The sequence below is a fragment of the Pseudomonas sp. SJZ079 genome (genome assembly GCF_007993865.1).
Lineage (GTDB): Bacteria > Pseudomonadota > Gammaproteobacteria > Pseudomonadales > Pseudomonadaceae > Aquipseudomonas.
Window position 1 is genome coordinate 43,700 of sequence record NZ_VIUH01000025.1, and the last position, 16,657, is coordinate 60,356.

At 55.8% G+C, this 16,657-nt stretch carries 15 protein-coding genes; 2 read left to right on the top strand and 13 right to left on the bottom strand.

What is annotated here, in order from left to right:
* Positions 1-38: 38 nt before the first annotated feature.
* From FBY03_RS23085 to FBY03_RS18940, 7 genes are all read right to left on the bottom strand, one after another.
* Positions 39-212 (bottom strand): hypothetical protein, encoded by a 174-nt coding sequence (locus FBY03_RS23085; protein ID WP_178090707.1) that lies wholly within the window; start codon positions 210-212, stop codon positions 39-41.
* A 9-nt stretch (positions 213-221) separates the two neighbouring features.
* Positions 222-719, bottom strand: a complete 498-nt coding sequence (gene radC, locus FBY03_RS18915) for a DNA repair protein RadC (RefSeq protein ID WP_147173902.1) — start codon at positions 717-719, stop codon at positions 222-224.
* Between the two features lie 28 nt (positions 720-747).
* Complete coding sequence (locus FBY03_RS18920) at positions 748-1,650, bottom strand: hydrolase or metal-binding protein (protein ID WP_147173903.1); 903 nt, start codon at positions 1,648-1,650, stop codon at positions 748-750.
* 85 nt (positions 1,651-1,735) lie between these two features.
* Complete coding sequence (locus FBY03_RS18925) at positions 1,736-2,740, bottom strand: YqaJ viral recombinase family protein (RefSeq protein WP_147173904.1); 1,005 nt, start codon at positions 2,738-2,740, stop codon at positions 1,736-1,738.
* An 80-nt stretch (positions 2,741-2,820) separates the two neighbouring features.
* Positions 2,821-3,789, bottom strand: a complete 969-nt coding sequence (locus FBY03_RS18930) for a DUF932 domain-containing protein (protein WP_147173905.1) — start codon at positions 3,787-3,789, stop codon at positions 2,821-2,823.
* Between the two features lie 89 nt (positions 3,790-3,878).
* Positions 3,879-4,208 carry a hypothetical protein gene (locus FBY03_RS18935; RefSeq protein WP_147173926.1) on the bottom strand — a complete coding sequence of 110 codons (330 nt, stop codon included), beginning with the start codon at positions 4,206-4,208 and terminating at the stop codon, positions 3,879-3,881.
* A gap of 140 nt (positions 4,209-4,348) precedes the next feature.
* A complete protein-coding gene (locus FBY03_RS18940; protein ID WP_147173906.1) occupies positions 4,349-5,050 on the bottom strand; it encodes an SOS response-associated peptidase family protein in 702 nt (233 codons plus the stop codon).
* 102 nt (positions 5,051-5,152) lie between these two features.
* Here FBY03_RS18940 and FBY03_RS18945 point away from each other — a divergent pair, with 102 nt between their 5' ends.
* On the top strand, positions 5,153-5,590 hold the full coding sequence (locus FBY03_RS18945; RefSeq protein WP_147173907.1) for a LexA family transcriptional regulator: 438 nt from the start codon (positions 5,153-5,155) through the stop codon (positions 5,588-5,590).
* On the top strand, positions 5,583-6,857 hold the full coding sequence (locus FBY03_RS18950) for a Y-family DNA polymerase (protein ID WP_147173908.1): 1,275 nt from the start codon (positions 5,583-5,585) through the stop codon (positions 6,855-6,857). The genes FBY03_RS18945 and FBY03_RS18950 overlap by 8 nt, the downstream gene beginning before the upstream one ends.
* A 277-nt stretch (positions 6,858-7,134) precedes the next feature.
* Here the strand turns inward: FBY03_RS18950 and FBY03_RS18955 are convergent, their stop codons facing one another.
* The 6 genes from FBY03_RS18955 to ychF form a co-directional block, all read right to left on the bottom strand.
* The gene (locus tag FBY03_RS18955; protein WP_256677991.1) at positions 7,135-8,310 is read right to left on the bottom strand and encodes a competence protein CoiA; all 1,176 of its coding nucleotides are present in this window, start codon (positions 8,308-8,310) and stop codon (positions 7,135-7,137) included.
* Positions 8,311-8,557: 247 nt separating this feature from the next.
* Positions 8,558-11,059, bottom strand: coding sequence for an Hsp70 family protein (locus FBY03_RS18960; RefSeq protein ID WP_147173909.1), 2,502 nt, complete (start codon positions 11,057-11,059; stop codon positions 8,558-8,560).
* Positions 11,056-11,409 carry a hypothetical protein gene (locus FBY03_RS18965; RefSeq protein WP_147173910.1) on the bottom strand — a complete coding sequence of 118 codons (354 nt, stop codon included), beginning with the start codon at positions 11,407-11,409 and terminating at the stop codon, positions 11,056-11,058. The genes FBY03_RS18960 and FBY03_RS18965 overlap by 4 nt, the downstream gene beginning before the upstream one ends.
* A gap of 8 nt (positions 11,410-11,417) precedes the next feature.
* Positions 11,418-13,538, bottom strand: a complete 2,121-nt coding sequence (locus tag FBY03_RS18970; RefSeq protein ID WP_147173911.1) for a tetratricopeptide repeat protein — start codon at positions 13,536-13,538, stop codon at positions 11,418-11,420.
* A 540-nt stretch (positions 13,539-14,078) separates the two neighbouring features.
* Positions 14,079-15,356 (bottom strand): tyrosine-type recombinase/integrase, encoded by a 1,278-nt coding sequence (locus FBY03_RS18975; RefSeq protein WP_147173912.1) that lies wholly within the window; start codon positions 15,354-15,356, stop codon positions 14,079-14,081.
* 194 nt (positions 15,357-15,550) lie between these two features.
* A complete protein-coding gene (ychF, locus tag FBY03_RS18980) occupies positions 15,551-16,651 on the bottom strand; it encodes a redox-regulated ATPase YchF (protein ID WP_147173913.1) in 1,101 nt (366 codons plus the stop codon).
* Between the last annotated feature and the right edge of the window lie 6 nt (positions 16,652-16,657).

The window sequence follows — 16,657 nt, forward strand, 5'->3', positions numbered from 1 at the left end:
ACGCAAAAAAGGGTAGCTTCGGCTACCCTTTTTGCTGCTCATAAATGATCCGGAATGCGTACTTTGCGGTAAATCCAACAGGCCAAAACCACGACCAGAATCAGTGGCGGAAAGCGCACCATCAGAATCACCAGCAGCAATATCGCCAGGCAGCCAGCAAAGATGCCGGCAAACATGAATACTGCAACGAAGGTGCGTAGCACCGGCTTCATACCGCCTCCTTACAGGTAACCCTGTTCCGCTAGCGACACACAGCCTTCGTGCCCCACGATGATGTGATCCAACGTCCGCACTCCGACCAGATTCAGCGCCTCCTTTAGTTTGTCGGTCAGCGTGCGATCCGCCTGGCTGGGTTCGGGATCGCCGGAGGGGTGGTTGTGCACCAGGATCACGGCAGCAGCGTTGTGTTCCAAGGCGACTTTAACGATCTCCCGGGGGTAGACGCTTGCTCCGTCCAAGGTGCCCCGGAACAGCTCGTGAAAGGCAATGACCCGGTGTTTACAATCCAGCATCAGCAGGGCAAAGACCTCGTGTTCGTAGCCTTCGAGTAGCGCCTGCAGATGACTGAATACGTCCCGTGGTGCCGTCAGTTGCCGTCCCCGGCGCAGGCGTTGGCTGGCCAGCTGTTTGGCCATCAGCAGGATGTCGTATTCGGTGACTGGGGATTCGATCAGGTAGGTGCCAGCTGTCTCGCCGGCCTTGATTTTGTGCAGTCTCATACTCAGCTCCTTTGGTCTGGGACCAGGCTCAGGCGTTCAGGGATTGATGTTGTGCTTCCAGCTTTTCAGCCAGACTGGGTTTGCCCGATTGCTGCGGGGCAGATTTAGTGAGCGGTTGATCAGTGCTGCTTTCAGCGGGGAAGAACTCTTCGACGATTGCGCCGACGTCTTCCTCGCTGTCCTCGAATGCTCCGTTGCCAAAACCACGTCGTGCCGCCTCATCCAGCGCAACCTGATCGAAGCCCGCCCCTTGCCGTTGTGCATCAAGATCTTTGGCAGCACGCAGCGCCTCGGCCATATCCATGCCGCCGCGTACGGTCAGGTCGACGTAGAAGATCGGTGTGCCATGGCTCTGCCGAGTCGACTTGCCACGCAGCCGCAATTCCAGCGGGAGGCAAGCCAGCCGATTGCCGGAAATGGCCTGGAAGTAATGCAGTCGTGCGGCCAGGGTGCGGATGCTGTTGAAACCGGTGGTGCGAAACACAAAGCTGCCTAGCGGATCGTCATCACCAATCAGCACATTCAGCCGGCCATAAGGTTTGCAGGCACCGCCCTTGGCCAGGGGACAGGCATCCGGGGACGGGCAGGGCAGCGATTGCATGCCGTCCTGGGTAACTCGCTTGCAGGTCTCGCCGTTGCCCACGCACAACGGCCGGCCGGACTGTCGATCAAACAGCGTGTAGTCAGCGCGAAAGTTCAACTCCGGTTCGTTGAACAGCAGCCGCACCGGGATGCTGCGTAGTTTGTCTTCCTGACTTTTACGCAGCTCATCATTAAGTGGATGCAGCAGCCAGCCGTCCTTGCCTTGCACCTGGGAGGTGATGGTGAATTGATCATCTTTCTCCGGCAGGCGTTTGCCGTTCTTCTCGACGACCTTGCCAATCGAAATCCGCCCGAGCACCGGGGGGGTGATTGCTAGACCTTTGAGCATGGTGGTTCTCCTGCAAACGAAAAAAGGCCAGCCACGCAGCGTTAACTGCATGGGCTGGCCAAGGGGGGATTGGTTGTTAGGGGCATCAGCCGATCAGGAAGCGTCGGCTGCCTTCCTTGAGCTTGGTGTAGCGAACCTGCAGGTAGGGCTTGTCCTTCAGCATGCGTTCGACATCGAGTACGTTGCTGTCCTTGGACTTCTTCCAACTGATAAAGCCGTGGCTGAACTCCGCGCGGGTGGCGTCACCCATTGCCTGTTGCAGCATCTGCTTGAGCTGGGCTTCGCGTGTTTCTTTTTCGCTGATGGATTGGCGCACAGCCTTGAGTTCCAGGTACGCCGCTGCCAAGCCAGCGCGGCCACTGAAGTCGACGGTTTGGCCGTTGTCCTCCGGATAGAGCGCACGCAGTGCCATTTCAGCCGACGCTGAGCCATCAGCAGGTGGTGGTGTGTCGGTCTCGACGTAGTACCAGAACTTACGCTCCAGCTCGATCAGGCGAGCAATCATCTGTTCGTCCCGTTCGATGCGGTGGATTTCCAGCGTTTGACCGCCCAGCAGCACCGCTACATCCGCTGCCTGCTTGCCGGTGACGGCGAGCTGGTGCATTACCTGCAGTTGCACATACTCCGGCACGCCATCCTTCCAGAGGCGTGCCCCGTTTATGCCGGCGGTCTTGCATTCGAGGATCTGCACATCGTCGGCCCCGATCACCTCGCGGTCGATGTTGGCCAGCATCCACGACAGCTCCGGATCAGGGTGCTGCAGCACGGCGTTGATGCGCCGCACGCGGTTGCTGGTGCGCTTGCTGTAATGCCAGGCCACGACCGGCTCCAGCACATTGCCCCAGTACGCCGGGCTTTCCTCATCATGGGGATCTAGCTTGGGGAGGGTGGTGTCACGGCCAGTCTTCTCCAGCCACAGTTCAAGCTGGGATTTATATGGATTTAGGCCCACCGCAGCGCCGGCATCCGAACTGCCGATGCCTTGCTTGCGCACGGCCAGCCAGTCTTCACGCGGCAGTTCTTTAGTGTTGACCAGACGCAGGGCAGGGCGAGGCTTGGCGGTGGTGCTAGTCAGGTTTTTGGCTTTCATATGGGTCACCTTGCGGACATAAAAACGCCCGAGCAGCACGAGGCTGACCGGGCGTAATTGGGAGTGAGGAAGTAGGGTGGTTAGGCGGCGAGTTGCAGAGCTGCATCTAGCGCGCGTTGCTTGATCTGCGCACCCTGGCCGAACCAGGCCGAGTCCATGCGGTACTCATTACTGCGAGCTCGGCGTTCGTGGTCGACGTATTCGGTTACGGCGTTGAGCAGTCCCCAGGCGGTACCGCGTGCCGACTCCAGATTGGCACCGCGACCTTGCCCTTCGTACAGCGCCTGCACCTTACGCAGGGCGCGCTCGTTGGGAAGTTGCTCGGGCAGTTGGCTGTTTGGGCTGACTTCACACATCACGTTCATGAAGAAGCCCATAGCTTCATGCCACTGCACCTTGCGCTCAGCCAGCATGCGCATGCGGTACATGAACTCGTCCCATTGCGAGACGGCGATGCCCAATTGTTTCTTCACCGCCTGGGGATCGAAGCGCGTGTTGTGCGGCACCTTGATCGCGCGGCTGGTGCCATCCAGCGCAATGCTCAAGGTGTTGTTGCAGACCACGCGCACAGTGGTAGGGGTGGCAGTAGTGGCCAGGGTGCCGTCGCAGGAGGTCGCCAGCAGCAGATAGCCATTGACCTGGTCATTGGCTTTCAATGCAGTGGCTTGGCCGGTTCGGGCCAAAGCCCAGAACTTACGACCACCTTTCAATACGCCAGCGGTTTCCAGCTCGTAGCCAGAGACCTCGGTGAGATCCCGGTAGAACTCCAGGACCTCACGCGGCTGCACGGTGTGGTAGCGCTTTGAGACCACTGACAGAGGAGCCTTGGTATCCGAGCGGAACAGCACCTTCTGTTCCGGGAAGGAGTGAATGGTGCCCAGGTGACCGACCGCGTCCGCCTTGAAGTGGACCGGGCTTTCCTGGATCTGCCAGTCCATACCGGCTTCACGTTGCCAGACTTCGATGGGCTGTTTCTGAGTAAGTTGATTGCCGAGGCCATGCCAGGGAGTTGCGCCAACGTAAGCCATTTGTTCGATTTGATGAGCCATGGTTGTGATTCCTTTAGGTGCAGGCCGGCATAAGCGCTGCGCGATGCGCAGCACTGGCCGAAGAGGATTTTGGGGAGTGTTAAGTCGGGTCAGACAGGCAGGTTGAAGCGGTGGTTACAGGCCAGGCAGAGGTTATTTGCCAGCACGTGTCGATCGAGCTTGTCGCCGAGCTGAGCGCCAAGCGCGCAACCGCCGACGCCACCGACCAGCCCGCCGAGGATGGCGCCAGATATTGAACCGAGGGTGATGCCAAACGGGCCGGCAAAAGCGCCAACAGTGGCACCGATCTGGCCGCCAGCTAAAGCGGCGCTGGCACCACGAGCAGCGCCTCCCACGGCACCGACGGCAGCAGCGATCTTCATGGCCCGGTGGAAAGACGCGATTTTGGGTGAGTTACAGCGAGGACACTGCAATGACATGGTTTGAAACTCCATGGTGGGGATGTCATAGCGGTGATGTAGGACTGAGATTTTTTGGAGTCGAAAACGACTATTCCTTTAGCGATAGAGATGGGCTGATTTTGCGCAAGGTGTTGATGGGAGTCGTTGATTTCGCTGATTCATGGATTTGGCAGGCTGATCGCCTGAATTACCTCGGGCGAATCGTGCTTCACATTGCCAACAGCCTTGGTCACCGGATACCAGGTGAAGGCGGCAGCGGGTAATCCTTGGTTCTGCGCCAATTCTTCCGCTTCAACGGAGCTTAGCGCTGGGTCTATCCAGCGGCGGGCCGCATCTGGTGCGAGCACCACGGGCTGCCGGTCATGAATAGTCAGCATTTCTCCATCGCTGGCCTGGGTGATGATGACCACACCATCGCCTTCTCTCTCCTCGCCATCGTCTATTGGAAATTGCCCCAGCGCAGCAAAGAACAGCGGCGCACCGCTTTTGAGCTTGATGAAGTAAGGCTGTTTCTTCTTCGGGTCGGCTTCATCCTTTACCCATTCGTACCAGCCATCAGCCATGACCAGAGCGCGATGCGGCCAGATTGATCTGAAGTATTTGCCGCTGGCCACCGTCTCTACCCGGGCGTTGATTGCCGGCGGCAAGTTGGGCTTGGCCCAGTGCGGAGCCCAACCCCACCGGATTGCACCCAAGTGGATCCCGCGAGTCTCGCCGTAGAGCATGTGCACCTTGGTGCTCGGCGCCACGTTGTAGCGGGCGAGGGGGACGTTGTCGTATCCGCTGATCACGTCCTGCTCTGCGTTCAGCTCGGCCAGATAGTCCGCCAGGCCTTGGTATTGGGCGAAACGTCCGCACATGGTTGCCTCCTTCTATCGCTCTCCTGAGCATGGCATTGACCGTAAGCCTGTCAATTGTTTTACTGTTTATCCATCCAGTATTGTTTTGCAGGTATCTCCTCCATGGCCAGCGCGACCATTCTCGGCCCCGTGGGCAGCTCCGCTATCGAGCTGCCCTTTTTTTCCTCTCGCGTTCCTGCGGGCTTTCCCAGTCCGGCACAAGACCATTTGGAGCAAAAGCTCTCCCTCGATGAGCTGCTGGAAATTGATGCACCGCACACGTTCTTGGTGCGGGCCGACGGCGAGAGCATGGTAGGCGCCGGCATTTTTGATGGGGATGTGTTGGTGGTGAGTCGGGCGTTGCAGGCGAGCAGTGGCGATATCGTCATCGCGGCGATCAATGGCGACACGTTCGTCAAACGCCTCAATATGGACGGTAAGCTGATCGTGCTGCGATCGGAGAACCCCACGTTCGCGCCGCGCTTCATCATGGAAGGCGATGAGCTGCTGATCTGGGGCGTGGTCACGGCCAGCATTCGCCGGCACCACTGCCATGCCTGAACCCGCCATTGCGTTGATCGACTGCAACAGCTTCTACGCCAGTTGCGAGCGAGTGTTTCGGCCTGACCTGTTGCGCACACCCATTGTCGTGCTCTCCAACAACGACGGCTGTGTGATCGCCCGTTCCGCTGACGCCAAGCCCTTCGTGAAGATGGGCGAGCCGTACTTCCAGATCAAGCACAAGCTCCGTCAGCACGGCATTGTCGCGTTCTCCAGCAACTACGCGTTGTATGGCGACCTGAGCGAGCGGGTGATGGCAGTGATAGAAGGCATGGTGCCGACAGTGGAGGTGTACAGCATTGACGAAGCGTTCGCCGATATCACGGGCATGCCCGGTTCGCTGGAACAGCTCGGCCGGCAGATCCGCGCCCAGGTCCTGCAACACACCGGTATCCCGACCGGCGTAGGCATAGCCACCACTAAAACCCTGGCCAAGCTGGCCAACCATGCGGCCAAGCGCTGGCAGGGACAGACTGGAGGTGTGGTGGATATTCGTGATCCGGCACGACGCGACCGGCTGTTGCAGCGGATGGACGTGAGTGAGGTGTGGGGTATTGGCCGAAAGATGACAGAGCATCTGGCCGGTATGAATATCCGCACGGCTTGGGACTTGGCTCAAGCAGATACCTGGATGTTGCGTAAGAACTTCAGCGTGCTGATCGAGAAAACCGTCAGGGAGTTACGCGGTACGCCATGCCTGGAGATGGAGGAGGCCGCACCGGCGAAGAAGGAGATCTGCTGTAGCCGCATGTTCGGCAAACGCTTGCGCGAGCTACCGTCGATTCGCGAGGCAGTGGCCACCTACGCGGCACGGGCCTGCGAGAAGCTTCGTGCTCAGCACTCGGTATGCAAACAGATCCGCGTGAGCATCCGCACCGGCATGTTCAACCCGGAGGAAGCCAAGTACGCCAAGGGCGTGATGTGCGAACTGCCATATCCCACCGACGACACCCGCCTGATCACCAAGGCCGCCTTGGCCGGCCTGGAGCGTGTCTATCGGGACGGATTCGCCTACAGCAAAGCCGAGGTGCTGCTGCTCGGCCTATGCCAGCGTAACCAATGCACCGGAGACTTGTTCGCACCCATGCAGCCGGCCGAGGCCAGCCAGGTGATGGACGTACTCGACCAGATCAACAGCAAGTGGGGCAGGGGCACGATCCGTCCGGGCCGCGTGCAGCTGGCGCCGGACTGGGGGATGCGGCGGGAGATGATGAGCCAGAGCTACACGACGAGATTGGATCAGTTGTGGCGGGTGAGCGCTCGATAGTGGCGTGATAGGCTGAAAACGGCCGATTCTGTTGAAAAAGTCGTTTTGCCCGAACCGCCCAATAGTGACCTATGAAAACCACTTTTCTGTGCGTCGTTACGTGAAATCTGAGCCCAAACCTCTGCCGAATTTTAAGATTTCAATCTCAGGCGCCAACTTTTACGTCGTGGTAACCAAGGCCGACTTTTTCAACAGAATCGGCCAAAAGCGGACTGTCCAGCGCTAGCTCAGAAAATGCCCATTGAGGCTTGAAGGTATATACGAAGTTAGGTGCGATTCATAAATCTTCTGGATCAATCCCGCCAACAGTCCCCAGACATACCAGTCCAGCACGCATCGGCAGGATAAAGCGCTCCTGCCACTGCGCCTTTGTAAAAACTGACTCGTCGTATGGTGCCGGCATGGCCACCAACCATGCCGGCTCAACGTCTACTATAGGCCGCGCATCCACATGCGCTGTGATCGGCACCGGGCACCAGACCAAGTCTTCACCCTTGCAGCCGAAGGCATGCATAATTCTCCGGCACCGCATATTCGGACATGAGAACCGCTGCACATGGATCGTTCCCGTGTGTCCGTAGGCGCGCTCGGGGTAAAGATCAAAGCCTACAGGCAACCCATACTTCTCACCGGCAGCCGCGATAACGCCCAGATAGCGGCGTAGATAGGTAAATGCCCCGGAGGTGCTGACAGCTTTCCCCTTGTGCTTTGTAGAGGTTCTGGACACCGAAACGTAGGTCGGCCTCAGATCGCCACGAATGCGGTTGGGCAGCAGCACTACGCCTACTGGCAACAACCAAGGCTTGCCGCACTTACAATCCACCTTCACCGCGATAGGCCTTGCCGGCGTGCTCGCGAGCTCAGTTCGGTCATTGAAAAACGCCTCTCCCGTGCATACGGCTTGAGCAATATCGGCAGCCTGCGTTTCACTGTCCGCCTCAAACACGGGGTTGTTTTGAAGCAGCTCCACTCCCAGGTGGCCGGTACTAGAGCCATGGCCAAATATCCAGAGGGTAGGCACCCCGGAAGTGGATCGCTGATTCGTGCGTTCATAGGTGAGCTGGGCGCTTTGCTTGGTCAGCTGTACCTCGATTGCCAGCTCGGGACTAAAGGCCGACTTACCGACCAGCACATCCGCCCGCCAATCATCCCGGCCAGCTTCAAGCTCTGCGGGGATGCCCAGCTCTAGGAGCCTAGAATAGATCGCAAGCTTCCTCGCTGTGTGAGCGGGGCTTTCCTTGCTGGCATAGCCCTCGGGAGCCTCGCCGGGAAAGTGGGAGAAGAAACGGGTCACACCTCCATTCCAGCGAACGGTCTTGGCAATGGCAGGCAGCTTCGTATCAGGCATGAGCACCTTGCGTGCCCTGGAAAGTTTCTTGAGCTCACTCCATTCCTGATCGGAGAGAAACGCCCCAATAATGCGTTTGCCGTCCATAAAAGCCGAACACGCCATCTCTGCCCTCAGTCCTGAATATCAGCTGCGGGGGAAACTATCCCTGAGTTGCGCCTGATTTTGTAGACACCCAATGACAGCTCCTGGCCGACTTCTGTCCGTCACGACGGGCCGCACGGGTCGACTCCGGCCTGTCACGGCGGGCAACTACCGGCCAAAAGCTGCCTGTCGCGACAGGCCGAAGTCGACCCAGAGCGGCCGGTCGTAGAGCGACGGGCCGGTGAAGACCCGCCGCAAACGGCGTTGCTTAAACGATACCGGTATAGAGGCGCACGTCTTCATCTGCGCGCTCGGTATCGGGAACAAGCATCCACAATTGACCATTTACATCACGCAAATCGTCCCAGTTCTTGGTCGCAACCAGCCGGCGTCCATGGTCGATCAGCTGCTTGGCCTGCGCCTGATCGTTCATAGTCGGTCGTATCTCTTCCAAGTGCTGGAACATCCCTACTAGGAAGTCGGGCTGGCGAGCCAGGATTTGGAAGTGAAGTCGCTGCAATTCGCTCGTCGCAGCGTCGATACGCTCTGGGTTGGTTGAGTGGATATGCAACTCCTCTCGCGCCAGGATTTCCTTAAGCTGATTACGTTCGCGATCGTTGCCCGACTCTTTAATCATGGAGGCCGTATCGAACTTTACCTGGAGATAATTTGCTTTTGCAGCATCGATCCGCTTGGATGCTGTTAACTCAAAAATTCCTTGAGCAATCTTGCACTTCTTGTCTGCGAGCTTGAAGCGATCGTCGGTCACGTCATCGCTAGAAAGAGATGCGCTCTCAACGATAAGAGACTGGAGTTCGTAATTCAGTTTCTCCAACTTAGCTGCAGTATCATGATTGTCGTTCGCCTGAGCGTCCTCAATCTCGGACTGGATCTTCGTTTCGAGTTGAAGCACCTCGGCGGCTAACAAACGGGTATCGACGTGGCGGGCCTGCCCCTTGAAGACCTGAGAGAACTCTTGTCCCGTACCATTCAAATAGGCGGACACCGTCAAGTCTCGTGACTCCGACATTTCGAAGGTCAGATCAACCTCTGTGCCGCGAAGAAGGTCACGGCTGATTTGCTCACCGGTGACGGCCAATACTCCAATCGGCTTATTGGTCGATGAATGTTTTTCGGATGCCCCTTCAACTACCATGATGGCGATGGAGTCACGAGAGCCCTGGACAATCGTCTTGCCGATCTCAACGGTACGCTTCCCTTTGGTAGGTAATACGCAATTTTTAGCAAAAATAAGGTCGAGTCGTGTGTCCTTGTTGGATAGATCATCCCTAACTAGACAAATGTCTTCTGGAAGCATTTGGCCCGCCACGCTGTAGCGACCCTGTGAAATCTGGATCGAGTCAAAGCCGACATTGATGATGTTGGATTGGCCGTCAAAGATCTTGAAGGTGAACAGATTGAAGGATCCTTCGCGCAGCGGCAGATCTTCAGCGATGCGGGTCATCAGGGGCTTTAGACCACTATCAAAGGAGCCATCGTCATTTGAGATCCGATAGAACAGATCGGCGGTATTTCCTTCAACCTTGGCGGTAAATGTTTCTTCGCTTTCCTGGGAGTTGCGGTTGTAAACAGCACGAAGCTTTATCTGTGCGCTCATCGGAGCTTTCGGCGCAGCGCCTTCAGGCTTAAATTCCTTGCTGCCCGCAAAGTAAGCGGCTCCGATGGCAATCGCGCTGGTCGGGTCAATCGATGTATTGACCGGGATGTTCATCATTTCCTCGACGCGCTTGCGAACGTAGGGGCTGTAGGTCGATCCACCCACCATCAGGATGAACTTGAGATCGCTCGATTGCAGAGAGTGTCTCGTCAGTATCTTTTTCATCAAGTCGACAGTGCCATCCACTGCATCCTTGATGACACTTTCTAACTCAGAGCGAGTTATGGTCAGGATGGTGTCAATGGTATTGCCCTCGTCATCCTCGAGATCACGAATCATGCCCAGATCGATTTCCGCCGATGCCTTGGTGCTCAATTCGATCTTGGCCTCCTCCGCCTTGTGGAGCAAGACAGTCCAAAGCTTGTTGTATTTGCCTTTCTCGCTTTTCAGTTGACCAAGAAGGTCCTCGAACTTTCCGCGGCGGTTGATCTCCGGAACCAGGATCTTCTCAACGATCATCGAGTCAAAGTCAGACCCACCTAAATAGTTGTCACCTTCGTGATCAACCACTGTTAATTCGCCCTCGACAATCTTGACCAATGCCACGTCAAAGGTGCCGCCGCCTAGGTCATAAACAATCCACTGACTGTTCCGAAGGTCGTCGTTCTTTTCCTTGTTCGCATATGCCAAGCTTGCTGCGATCGGCTCTTGGAGGAGGAGCACGTGCTTGAAGCCGGCTGAGATCCCTGCATCCTTGGTGGCATTTGACTGCACCGTATCAAATGAGGCGGGTATGGTAATTACCGCTGCTTCGACTGCTTCGCCGGAATGTACGAATCCCTTTAACTCCTTGAGAACAAAAGCAGAAAGCTCGACCGGAGTCTTGGATGCCTTCAGTGAGTGAATTTTAATTGCTTCTGTAGTACCCATCTTTCGCTTGAAGCGGCTGGCAACGCTCTTCGGGTCCTTCTCGGCATACGTGCGAGCCTGGTCACCGACCATTATCCGGTCATTTCGGAAGCCTACGATCGACGGGAGCGTTTCCTTGAAGCCATTGGGGTTCTTGAATACCTCGACTGATCCTTTGTCAAATTTGGAGATCAGCGAGTTGCTGGTTCCTAGGTCAATCCCGAAACTGATCATCTTTGTCATTGCGATGCCTCCTCCTTGCTCTGTACTACAACGATCCCTTTTTGCACTACCCGCGAGACCGGGCCATTTACCAGTCTAATCACAGGCTTGATGACCTCAGTGACTACCAAATTCTCGGTGTCTGCGCCGACGATGGTTGCCTCGAGGTCGGTGCGTGTCTCTTTAAAGGGCTGCCCCAGCGGATCCTCAATCACCAAGGACTGCTGTTCAAATACCTCCTTGATTCGATCAATGTTGCGCTTAGCGTGTCCAAGGTCGCCGTGAACTTGCAGCTTGCGTTCTATTTCATAAAGGCTATTCAGTACGACAAGCGTCCAGCGTGGTATCTCAATAGGCGGGGGAGTGGCCATGACTATCCTTAATCGCGATTGAATGACATTATAATTAATCTGAGCAACATGGCGTTCGGAACGTCACGTAAGCTGATTGAGGGAGATCTTTTTCCACTGAATTTATCTGCCACGATGGCTTTACCATTCTGAAGCGCGACATCTACCGCACTCCAAGGCAATTGAGTTAGGCTGGTGAACAGCAGCCATTTTGATTCGAAGCTTATACCATGCTGAGTGACCTGGACCGGACCTATTGTCAGGGTACCGCCGCGTTTTAGCTCGTCGAGGAGATTCTCCATCAAGCTGGGGATGACATAGTGGAACGCGGCATTGACGAGCTGATCAAACAACTCATCCTGTTTTTCGTGTTCGGAAGATGTCCATGTCACGATGTACTCCTTACCAGTCCGTCGCCTAGCGGCGAATAGGTAGTTGTGTGAGCCATTTTGCTCAACCATGATTCCCCAGCGTAGAGCACGAATCTCATTTACTGGACACAGGTCACCGTTATCGGACACTCCTTCCTTCGTAACTTTCCAGCTCCGTGCGTTGCCGAAGGTTAGGTGACATTCGTGCTCTCGTTGCTTTTTTATCATCTCTGAGATGGTTTCGAAGTCTTCATTCAAACGCTGTGTGAGTTCAATAGACTTGAAGGAAAACTCTTTGCTCTGTTCAATAATCGCTAACGATAGCTCAGAATCCTCATGTACGTTGTGCGCATCAATGGCAATGCTTCTGACTAAATTAACCGCTTCGTTTTGCACGTTACGGAAGTAAGCCGGCAACAGATTTAGGATGCTTATAATCTTGTGTTTTTCCAAGACATCCTCGATCTGCTTGACAGTTACTTTAAAGGTCTCTGCCCGAATCTTGAGCTCCCGTAGAGGAATCAATAATGAGCCGGCCTCTCGCAATGCGTTTTCAAAGCAGTGATCTGTATAAGAGGGCATGATCCAGCGACGGCCATCGAGCAGTGCTTCAATCGCTGGCACATCCCTGGCAACAACTGCCTTGCTAAAAACGCGGTCATACTGCGCTGAAAATGGTTCGCTTAACCACTCCCTGACCTCTTCGGAAACACTTACACGCTCGATAAAATCGAGGGGTGACGATTCTTCGTCGAGTAAGAAATGGCTTATATCGCCTTTGGATAAAAACTCCAGGAGAGGCTTACACTTAAATACTTCCCAGTTATAGGAGGCGACCTCTATGTCGGACAACTTTTCCGCTAACTCAATGGCCTTTGATCGATCAACAGTAATCCCGGGCATCCAATGTAGCTTTCCCTCTTCAAGCTCAATTTCCTGAAGTAACATTTTTTTCCATTTCTGGACAACCTTGGGTTCAAGGTCGTCGAAATCGAAGTCTTTCGGACAATTTAGGAGCTGGAAGGGGTTGATGTAGATCGAGTACCACTGATCTTCTGGCAGGCAGAGTGACTTTCGGGATGTTTGAACCTTGCGAGCCAAATCCAAGAGTCGAGTTTTGACAGACTGGATGCGGCCTGGCGCCTTTTTGTTAGATACGTCTCTGCGCATGACCAAGCGCCAACAGTCGACAGCATCAACGTCTTGGGACACGTCATCCATATTGTAGGCGAGGCCAAGGTTGAACAACGATGCGGTGTCGTCGCTTTGGTGCGCGTTGCGTGACCAGTATTTGATGGCATCAAAGCCATGGTTGTTGAGGAAATGTAGGATGCCTAATCGATTAAGTTCCCATGAACTGAGACCCTGAAGTTCATCGAGCTTGGTGAGTACGAGGATTTCTTCCGTTCGCTTCTCAGTGTCATTGTTCTGTCCGTAGATATGCGCAAGACCTCGTAGCGCCTCAATCTCATCATTGTCACAGTCAAGTGCAGTTTCGAACGAGCTTGCTGCTTCCTCAGGAGCCCCCAGGTCAAGCTCCAAGCTGCCCCGTTTTGCCCACGCTTGGGCAAAGTATGGGGCTTTGTCGTTGGTTTCCTTGAGAGCTTCTAGGGCAGCCTCTTTCCTGCCTAGGGAAATATTGCTGAGTGCCAGAAGCCACCAGCCATCAGCATTGTCGGGATCCTGGACCGTGGCTGCTTTGGCAGAAATTACTGCTTCCTCGTATCGGTCGCGTTTACGTTGATCTCTAGCCTTTTCTATTAGCTCTTCTACGTCCATATTCGTATTTTGGATCCTGTCCGGGCAGTGGCGAAACTGCCATGATTCTGGCAGTTGAGTTTGCGAGGGCTTATCTGATCACGGTGGACCGGCGCCCTTCAAGGTGGTTGTCGCGTCAACCGTCTAACTATGCCGCTCTTTTCTCGACCTGTTGCTCTCGATCCGGGTTCAACAACACGGTAAAGCCGAGAGGCTATTAATAACCTTGAGCAAGCCCTGTTAGCCCCATAGCGACATGGATTTAACCTGTCGTGAAGGTCCGCTTCTGGCCCAGCCTGTGTAAAAACGTGCACCGAGATCGACCCGACCCAAAAGCGACCTCCTGTAATCGCGTATACGCCACGATCGCCTATTTGGTAAGGGGTCAAGCACCCCCTAAAACGTCCAGAATTTGCGTTTTTACACAGCCTCGGCCGGTTTCTGCCTGTCGTCACTAGTAGCTATGGGTCGGTAGCTTCTGGTTTCGAATAGCCCTAACTGCTCATTATGGACATTCGGAGTTAGCGATTTGGTCACCTACGCAGGACTGAGTTACGCGCTCTACTCGCTATGTAGCTGTTTTTTAATCGGCGTAACCTTGTGTTCCCCTTTCTTCCATGTATCTAGCATGTCAGCCCATTGCTGCATCATCTTGGCGCGGTCAGCCAAGTGCTCGGCATGGTTGTAAGTACGGCGCACTGCATTGGGCTCGGTGTGGGCAAGTTGTCGCTCAATCCAGTCGGCCGAGAAGCCCATCTCGTTCAGTCGCGTGCTTCCGGTAGTTCTGGTCGCGTGAGGGCTATATTTGCCGCTCCAGCCCTGCACCTTCAGCATTTGTCGGAATGAAGCCGCGACCATTGGCCTTGTTCGCTCATCTCGATGGGGGAACAGATGTACGTATCGGCCGGTAATGCCATGCAAAGCTTGCAGGATTTCTACCGCTTGGGTGGGGAGGGGGACCGTATGCTCTTTACGCTTCTTCATCCGTTCGGCGGGGATGCGCCAGGTTGCAGCGTCCAGATCAAACTCAGTCCATTGGGCTTCTACCGCTTCATTCGGACGGCAGAGAGTCAGCCACATCAGTCGAAATGCCGAAATGGTTTCATGGCGGCCACCGTGCTTCTCGATATCGCGCAGTAATTGACCAATTTCATCGGTCGTCAGCGGGCGCTTGTGCTGGGTCTTGTTGGTGGGAAGTGCCTTGCGTACGGGGTAAACCGGGTCGCTATCTGCTCGCAGGGTAGAAACGGCAAGCTCGAATATGCCGGACATGCTGCGTTTGGCCTCAGCTGCGACCGTCAGGCCGTTCTTCTTCGCTGAAGTGGTCAGCACGTCGAGGACATGCGCTGGGGTAATGTTCTTGACCGGCAGCGATCCAATTTTGGGGAACACCACGCGGGTGAGCATATCCAGTCGCCTGGTCTTGGTGACATCCTCCCAATCCTTGAGGGCCAGCCACTCTTTTGCTACGGCTTCGAATGTGGTGGCGTTTTCCTGCCCACGCTTGATTCGCTCAAATTGCCGATGGTGTGCCGGGTTGGTGCCTTGCATAACCAGCGCCCGAGCCTTGGTGCGTTCGTCTCGTGCTTCCGCAAGTGTAAAGCGTCGCCCATTTCGGCGAGCCTGAGCCTCTTCCTGGGTTTCACCTTTGGCGGCGATGGCATACTCACCGATCGCATAAACGCTTTCTTTTTTTGTATCGGCTTCCCGTAGCTCGAAGCGGTAACGCCATGCCTTCACCCCGTTGGGCTTGATTTCAAGGTACAGTCCCTTGCCGTCCGTGAGCTTATAGGGCTTTTCCTTGGGCTTGGCAGTTCGGCATTGAGTGTCGGTCAGCATGGTTTGGTCTCCGGGCTTTTGTCGTACCCGGTTTTTATATACCCGGTTTCGGCATCGTACCCGGTAGCGTACCCGGTTAAATTTCGGATCACAACGAATCGTCGTGGACATTGCCGGATAAGAAAACCCCCGTATCACGGCGTGAGTACGGGGGTTTAGTGTCCATCAGTGTCCACCGGAATCTAGCTTCGCGCTTAGACGTTGAAGCGGAAGTGCATGACATCGCCGTCCTTGACGATGTATTCCTTACCTTCCAGGCGCCACTTGCCGGCTTCCTTGGCGCCTTGTTCGCCCTTGTACTGGATGAAGTCGTTGTAAGCGGTCACTTCGGCGCGGATGAAGCCTTTCTCGAAGTCTGTGTGGATCACGGCGGCAGCCTGCGGGGCGGTGGCGCCGATGCGCACGGTCCAGGCGCGCACTTCCTTCACCCCGGCGGTGAAGTAGGTCTGCAGGTTGAGCAGGTCGTAGCCGGCGCGGATGACTCGGTTCAGGCCGGGCTCTTCGAAGCCCAGGGCTTCGAGAAACATGTCCTTCTCTTCGCCATCGTCCAGTTCGGCGATTTCTGCTTCGATCTTGTTGCATACCGGTACTACGATCGCGCCTTCCTCGGCGGCGATGGCATTGACCACGTCGAGCATGGGGTTATTTTCGAAGCCATCCTCGGCGACGTTGGCGATATACATCACTGGCTTGCTGGTGAGCAGGTGGAAGCCGCGAGCCAGTTGCTTTTCGTCGTCGCCCAAGGTTTTCAGCAGGGTGCGTGCAGGTTTGCCTTCGCTGAAGTGCGGGATCAGCTTTTCCAGCAGGGCTTTCTGCGCCACAGCTTCTTTGTCGCCGCCTTTGGCATTGCGTGTGGTCTTCTGCAGTTGCTTTTCGCAGCTGTCGAGGTCGGCGAAGATCAGTTCCAGTTCGATGATTTCGATGTCGCGCTTGGGGTCGACGCTGTTGGACACGTGAATGACATTGTCGTCCTCGAAGCAGCGCACGACGTGGGCGATAGCGTCGGTTTCGCGAATGTTGGCCAGGAACTTGTTGCCCAGGCCTTCGCCTTTCGAGGCGCCCTCAACCAGGCCGGCGATATCGACGAATTCCATGGTGGTCGGTATTACGCGCTCGGGCTTGACTATGGCGGCCAGGGCTTCGAGGCGCGCATCGGGCATCGGCACGATGCCGCTGTTCGGTTCGATGGTGCAGAAGGGGAAGTTCTCGGCCGCGATCCCGGATTTAGTGAGGGCGTTGAACAGGGTGGACTTGCCGACGTTGGGCAGGCCGACGATGCCGCAATTGAATCCCATGGGTAT

Excerpts from the sequence above, each read along its gene's own strand:
- FBY03_RS23085 (WP_178090707.1), bottom strand. The coding sequence starts at position 212 with ATGAAGCCGGTGCTACGCACCTTCGTTGCAGTATTCATGTTTGCCGGC.
- radC (WP_147173902.1), bottom strand. The coding sequence starts at position 719 with ATGAGACTGCACAAAATCAAGGCCGGCGAGACAGCTGGCACCTACCTG.
- FBY03_RS18920 (WP_147173903.1), bottom strand. The coding sequence starts at position 1,650 with ATGCTCAAAGGTCTAGCAATCACCCCCCCGGTGCTCGGGCGGATTTCG.
- FBY03_RS18925 (WP_147173904.1), bottom strand. The coding sequence starts at position 2,740 with ATGAAAGCCAAAAACCTGACTAGCACCACCGCCAAGCCTCGCCCTGCC.
- FBY03_RS18930 (WP_147173905.1), bottom strand. The coding sequence starts at position 3,789 with ATGGCTCATCAAATCGAACAAATGGCTTACGTTGGCGCAACTCCCTGG.
- FBY03_RS18935 (WP_147173926.1), bottom strand. The coding sequence starts at position 4,208 with ATGTCATTGCAGTGTCCTCGCTGTAACTCACCCAAAATCGCGTCTTTC.
- FBY03_RS18940 (WP_147173906.1), bottom strand. The coding sequence starts at position 5,050 with ATGTGCGGACGTTTCGCCCAATACCAAGGCCTGGCGGACTATCTGGCC.
- FBY03_RS18945 (WP_147173907.1), top strand. The coding sequence starts at position 5,153 with ATGGCCAGCGCGACCATTCTCGGCCCCGTGGGCAGCTCCGCTATCGAG.
- FBY03_RS18950 (WP_147173908.1), top strand. The coding sequence starts at position 5,583 with ATGCCTGAACCCGCCATTGCGTTGATCGACTGCAACAGCTTCTACGCC.
- FBY03_RS18955 (WP_256677991.1), bottom strand. The coding sequence starts at position 8,310 with ATGGCGTGTTCGGCTTTTATGGACGGCAAACGCATTATTGGGGCGTTT.
- FBY03_RS18960 (WP_147173909.1), bottom strand. The coding sequence starts at position 11,059 with ATGACAAAGATGATCAGTTTCGGGATTGACCTAGGAACCAGCAACTCG.
- FBY03_RS18965 (WP_147173910.1), bottom strand. The coding sequence starts at position 11,409 with ATGGCCACTCCCCCGCCTATTGAGATACCACGCTGGACGCTTGTCGTA.
- FBY03_RS18970 (WP_147173911.1), bottom strand. The coding sequence starts at position 13,538 with ATGGACGTAGAAGAGCTAATAGAAAAGGCTAGAGATCAACGTAAACGC.
- FBY03_RS18975 (WP_147173912.1), bottom strand. The coding sequence starts at position 15,356 with ATGCTGACCGACACTCAATGCCGAACTGCCAAGCCCAAGGAAAAGCCC.
- ychF (WP_147173913.1), bottom strand. The coding sequence starts at position 16,651 with ATGGGATTCAATTGCGGCATCGTCGGCCTGCCCAACGTCGGCAAGTCC.